At 35.8% G+C, this 4,566-nt stretch carries 5 protein-coding genes; 4 read left to right on the forward strand and 1 reads right to left on the reverse strand.

Features of this window, described 5'->3' with window-relative positions; translation table 11 throughout:
- The first annotated feature begins 68 nt into the window (after window positions 1-68).
- The 4 genes from CK510_RS26670 to CK510_RS26685 all read left to right on the forward strand — a co-directional run bounded on the left by CK510_RS26670 (window position 69) and on the right by CK510_RS26685 (window position 3,273).
- Window positions 69-1,442 (forward strand): hypothetical protein, encoded by a 1,374-nt coding sequence (locus CK510_RS26670; protein WP_143289453.1) that lies wholly within the window; start codon window positions 69-71, stop codon window positions 1,440-1,442.
- 33 nt (window positions 1,443-1,475) lie between these two features.
- The gene (locus tag CK510_RS26675) at window positions 1,476-2,081 is read left to right on the forward strand and encodes a hypothetical protein (RefSeq protein WP_095724540.1); all 606 of its coding nucleotides are present in this window, start codon (window positions 1,476-1,478) and stop codon (window positions 2,079-2,081) included.
- Between the two features lie 459 nt (window positions 2,082-2,540).
- Entirely contained in the window at window positions 2,541-2,885 is a 345-nt protein-coding gene (locus tag CK510_RS26680) for a translation initiation factor (protein WP_095724541.1), read from the forward strand.
- A gap of 229 nt (window positions 2,886-3,114) precedes the next feature.
- On the forward strand, window positions 3,115-3,273 hold the full coding sequence (locus tag CK510_RS26685; RefSeq protein WP_095724542.1) for a YqaE/Pmp3 family membrane protein: 159 nt from the start codon (window positions 3,115-3,117) through the stop codon (window positions 3,271-3,273).
- A gap of 67 nt (window positions 3,274-3,340) precedes the next feature.
- Here CK510_RS26685 and CK510_RS26690 read toward each other — a convergent pair whose 3' ends face one another.
- Window positions 3,341-4,231, reverse strand: a complete 891-nt coding sequence (locus CK510_RS26690) for a DUF4114 domain-containing protein (protein ID WP_095724543.1) — start codon at window positions 4,229-4,231, stop codon at window positions 3,341-3,343.
- Between the last annotated feature and the right edge of the window lie 335 nt (window positions 4,232-4,566).

Raw genomic sequence — 4,566 nt, forward strand, 5'->3', positions numbered from 1 at the left:
ATATTATACATTGTATACATTCACTGTTGTTCAATTACTATTTCCAATAGTATTTACGGAATCCTATTATGAATCGGCATCAAGTATTATCGCAATCTCGACCTTTCGATTGTAAATATATTCGTCTCAGTATAAGCAAAAATGTCGTGATGGTATTGCTCCTAGCTACTACTATATTAATCCATGAGACTACTAGCAGAAGTGTTTTTGCAATCGAAAATCACCAAGAAAAACAAGATGCAACAGTAAATTTACCTGATAATGATTTCAACTATAATAATGAAAAAAAAATTGCATCTGATATTGTCAATAAAACAAATATAATTTCTGGTGATGGAAAAACTATAACTACTATTGGCAATAAAATTTTACAAAATAAACAATCTAAATTAGATAGAAAAACACGACAAACAATCCCTGATTCTCAAACAATCCTACTCAAAGAGTTACGCGCTTATTCACATCAACAAGATTTATCAAACCCATCCAGCACAATCTTATCTGAAAAAGCTAGTAATCAGGATTTTATTGCTGTTACAGACACTAACTCCAGTAACTATTTAATTAGAGATTTAGTTAGAAATAAGTTTCAACAACGTCAACAAGAACTTCTCAACGCTTTAAAACAGAACAAATCAAAACAAGAACAAATACTTAGCCAATCCGATTCTTCTGGTGTAGTTGGTGACACTTTTGGAGATACAGAGAAATTACGTCAAGAGCTATTAATCGATCCGATTATCGTCGGTAGCAAAACAAGATTGTCCGTAGCTTCCCCTGCTTCCACTGCTGGAACTCCTAGTGCTTATGGTGCGAGTTCCCGTCAAGCTTATATTGGTGGAGGATTGAGATTTCCCCTAGATAGCGATCGCGATCGCACTGATGGTTCACTATCATTGGGGATTGGGGAAGGTGATGCAGTGAAGTCGCTGGGTATTGAATTTAACCTCAACATCACTAGTGTTGGTGGTGGTAATGACTTTGATTTTGGTGATAGTGGTAGCTTAGGATTCAAATTACACAAGTACTTTGGTAAAGGTACAGCAGTTGCCTTTGGATGGTCTAATCCAATTCGCTGGGGAGACTCTAGTATAGGCAAACCAACCGTTTATGGTGTCGTTACCCAAGCATTTCCATTGATGGCAAAGAATAAGCTACCATTGACGGTTTCAATTGGTGTCGGAAGTGGTGCTTTCCGCTCCAAAGGAGCAATTTTGTCGAGAGATAACTCTCCCAATTTATTTGGAAGTGTGGGTTTGCAAGTAATACCCCAATTATCTCTAGTTAGTAGTTGGACAGGGAACCGCTTAAATGTGGGAGTATCTGTCGTTCCCGTGAAAAAATTTCCTTTCGTAATCAATGCTATTTTTTCTGATATAACTGATAATTTAAATGGAGGCTCTGGTCTAACAATTACAGCAGGTTCTGGCTTTAATTTTTAAAATATCATTCTTACTTGTATTGAAAATAAAGGTATGACAAAACAAACTTTTTCCTATTCTTTGAGTATAGTATTAATAGCAACTATATCTATATTTGCTGTCCCAAAAATCGCACTTGCTGGTGAAGCTGTCGTTGGTGGAAGTAACTTTGACTCAACAGGATATTCAGGTGTAACCCAAGAAACTGTTCCTATAATTGCCCCTGATATTGGGGTTATCCTTAATGGTGACTCGCTGAATACATCGGGAGATACACAAAAAAGTTTTGAAAAAATTGCTGAACAACTACGCGAAGAATTTCCAACACAGGATAATATTGTTATTAGCCTCATACTTGGTAAACAAGATGCAGGTGTGGCAGCATTTGAGATTGAGAAAGCATTCGTTAACTTAGGGGCAGATCAAAAGCTAGTCGAGCAGTTGAGAACATCTTTATCAGGAATGTTGCCAGATTGCCAATCAAGAGCAGCAGCTTGTCAATCTGTAAATGTGAATAAACTTAATGCGGCAATCAATTCTTACAATCAGCTAGTAAAAACAGTCGATCCAAAAGTACTTGTCAAACTTGCAGAAAATCCGTATTTCAAAGATATTTCTAAGCAGTTAAGGCAGTTAAGGCAAGCTTTAGCTAAGAGCTAGAAATTAGGGGACACCAAAAATCAATCACCTGATAAATGTAGGGGTAGGGTCTCCCTACCCCTACGTATGATAGGGTTGGTAAATATATGATTTGGAGATTTTATTTTCTGGAAGTCCTCTAAGGAATGTAGATTAAATAAAGTGCAAGATTCTCTTGTTTGTTGTGGGGCAGGCAGGATGCCTGCTTAATCAGCTTAACGGGCAGGATGCCCATTCCACAAGAAATATATTGTATTTAATTGCTATTCCTAAGTAGTACTGCAAAACTAATTATACTCTTTCAAGCCAATTTAATTTAGCTATAGAGCCTGTTGTTACTCCATTACATTCGCTCTATTTGCAGTGAAAAATCTATATTTAATTTTGCAAATCCTCTATGGCAAATAAGCTACACCTATCCCCTCAAATTTCTTGTAAACTAAATAGATATCATAATTTAGTACTTAGCACTCAGCAGTCATGACTAAGAAAGGTAATTCTTCAGAAAGTAGTGTTTCCTGGCGCGAATTCGGCGATAATAACTCTGAGGCTTTAGAAAGACCAGTCCAAGAACTACCCCCAAATCAGCAGAATATTCGCATACAAGCTACTCGCTCTGGACGTAAGGGTAAAACAGTCACGATAATTACTGGCTTTCAGGCAAAACCGGAAACTTTAGAAAAATTATTAAAACAGTTAAAAACCCAATGTGGAACTGGTGGAACTCTGAAAGAGAATGAAATCGAAATTCAAGGTGAACACAAGCAAAAACTTCTCGAAATTTTGATAAAATTGGGCTACAAAGCTAAAATTAGTGGTGGTTAAGTAAGAGTGTTTATTACTGTAATTATTAGTATAATTTAGATTGTATAAATCTTGACTGTATTTATAATATATTCTGGTGTTTTTCGGTTTTACAAAAAGTGAATAAGTGCGGTTTACCGAATATTTACCGAAATCAGAAACTTTGGAATTAATATTAAATTAAGAAGTATCAGCAGATTTGTTGATTGCGATCGCATCTGAATCATCAAGATATATTTAGGAGATGAAAATGGATTTAGTACGGATTATTTGTGCAATTTTTCTTCCTCCATTAGGAGTATTTTTACAAGTTGGTTTAGGAATGGATTTTTGGATTAATATATTGTTGACGCTTTGTGGTTACATTCCCGGTATTGTCCATGCAGTATGGATAATTGCTAAAAAATAGATCGAGAATATCCCCGATTTTTCATAAGTCGGGGATATAAAATTTGACGTTACTGAATAAAAACCTATTATTCAGATTTTACGTTTACTTTGAGACTGGAACGACGACGCAATTTCAAGAAACCAATTGCACCAACACCTAGTAATGCAGCAACTCCAGAGGGTTCTGGAACACTCGTAATACCAGCTAGTGCCCGTGCGTTATCTTTACCTACATCAATAACAAAAACAGTATCGTTGTAGTCTTTGTCACCACCACCCCATAAATCCTCGAAACCAACTACCAACAAATCATTGTAGTAGTAAGCCATCGCATGTTGTAAACCATCTGGGTTCAGCGCATCATTCAGACTCCAAACACCTTTTGTATTTGCCTGTCCTGTTTTGACGTTTGTACCGGAAATACCACCATTAATATCATTCGAGTGTAGTAAAAAGTCTAGCTGTGTACCAGCTTTTTGATTACCGATACTTACCCAGTCACCAACTTTTAAAGGACTATCAGTTTTCGATCTACCTGCAATAGCATCATTAGGGTTAGCGCAGAACGAACTGAAGTTAGCAATGCTATCTGTTGTGCTACAAGAGGTATCACCAAACAATTTGCCAGTATTCGTATTACCATTGAAAATCGATTTATAATCTAAACGGTTACGATATCCACCCGCAGTTTCCCCCAAGAAGAAAACGTTAACATCATGTTGATATTTTAAGACGAAATTGGAAAGGTCTACTTTTTGAGCATTGATGGTTTTTAGGTCTAATTGACGTGCTTCTTTACCAACAAAGTCCTTCATGTTTTGAAGATTATTTTTGAAATAGTCTGGTGCTGTATCTCTACTTTGTATCGCTGGAGATGGAGTCACAGTTGTTGTTGCACTTGCACTTGCTGATGTAGAGGTCATCATTCCAGTAACAGCAGTGGCAGTAAATAAAGCAGCAAAAAGTTTGTTATTCATGATTGATATTTCTCGTTTGTGACAAATCGTTTTTTCGTCTGTCACTGTTGTAGTTCTGCTTTAGAGGCTTTGTCTAGAAGTGCAAATAAATTTTCTTATAAGCATCATATTCTCAGTAATTTATCTAGGTGCTTTTATGTTGCGATCGCATTATTTAAATCTATAATTTTCGCCACAATATTTTCCGAGCATTCACTTAAACTTGAATCATTAAGAAACTTGTTTAAATTAAATTATAGTTAGATTTAATTGTTTAATTTACAGTAATACTACTAAAAATATGTTCTTTTAACTCGTAAGTTAGGATATTCTTTTCTAATTATCAGTATATCTAC

Source organism: Brunnivagina elsteri CCALA 953, from assembly GCF_002289455.1.
Taxonomy (GTDB): Bacteria; Cyanobacteriota; Cyanobacteriia; order Cyanobacteriales; family Nostocaceae; genus Brunnivagina; species Brunnivagina elsteri.